At 59.6% G+C, this 1204-nt stretch carries 1 protein-coding gene; it reads right to left on the minus strand.

The annotated features are described in order from the left end of the window. Positions 1–58 precede the first annotated feature (58 nt). A partial coding sequence (locus tag ACGLHT_RS29960) for an ISL3-like element ISPpu12 family transposase (protein WP_052150491.1) occupies positions 59–1204 on the minus strand: 1146 nt, incomplete at its 5' end.

The following is a 1204-nucleotide window of genomic DNA, read 5'->3' on the forward strand; positions in this document are numbered from 1 at the left end:
GGGTATACGGATTTAATGGTTGATGGGGCACCTTCACCCCATCAATCTGATACCACCCTCAGATGGTTGATAGATCGACTCCGTAGTTGAGTTCCTCTGCGAAGTCCGGCAGTCCGTAACCGATGGTTTTCTTGTAGAAAGGAGAGACCTTCGCAGTCGGTGCCTTCTTCTTGTGCTTCGTGGTGTAGAGCATTCGTGCCCGCATCACCTCGAAGGAGTAACCGCGCCCTTCACGGTTCTTGTCCTTGGCCAGTCGGTTGATGGACTCCGTGTAAGCGTTGGTGACGGGCATGTCCGTCTCGAAGTAGGTCATGGTCTCTTCGCGCCAGTTTCCCACTGCCCTGACCAGATCGCTCCAGACTTCCTTTTGGCCCTTCGGGATGGTGGCTATCCACTCGTCCAGGGCGGCTTCTGCCTGGAGCCGTGTGGTGGCGTCCCAGATGCCGTAGAAGCGCTCCTTGTGCTCGTAGGCGGCCAGCAGTTGCGGGAACGCGCCTGTCCAGGTCTCCATGATGAGGCGCTCCCGGTCTGAGACTTCGTGAGCGCGTTTCAGCAGGATTTTCCGGTCTCCCTTGAGAGTCCGGCTCTGGGACGGTTTCAGCTCCTTTCTGAGGCCCTTGCGCACTCTCTCTAGGGCATCGTTGGCCATGCGCACCACATGGAACTTATCGACCACGATACGGGCCTGGGGCAGCACAGCCTTGACCGCTGCCCGGTAGGGGTTCCACATGTCCATGCTGACGATCTCGACCTTCTGCCGGTCTTTCAGCTTCATCAGGTAGTTGGTCACCACGTCCTGGCGGCGGGTGGCCAGCAGGTCGAGCAGGGTTCGCTCCTCAATGTTGGTCAGAATGCAGCGGTAGCGCTTGTTCAGGTATAGCTCGTCAATGCCCAGGATGCGGGGCGTCTCGAAGCGGTGCCAGCGCCCCAGGAACTCGGCGCGGGCGTTGAAGATGTCGCGCACCGTCTTCTCGTCCAGGCCGGTCTGTGCCGCCACAAAGGTGTAGGGGTGGTTGAAGGATTCCTTCTCCACGTACTCATGCAGCCGCAGTGTCATACGGAATCCGTCCACCATCTCCGGTAGCTGGGGCCTGAATGTTGTCTTGCAGGCCCGGCAGGTGTATCGGCGGCGGACCACCCAGAGAGTGACCCGCTTGCCGTGGATGGGCAGATCACGATAGGGAACGTCACGCTTGCCGAACCG

Origin of the sequence: Pseudomonas sp. PsB (genome assembly GCF_043658375.1) — a bacterium.
Classification (GTDB): Bacteria; Pseudomonadota; Gammaproteobacteria; order Pseudomonadales; family Pseudomonadaceae; genus Aquipseudomonas; species Aquipseudomonas putida_Z.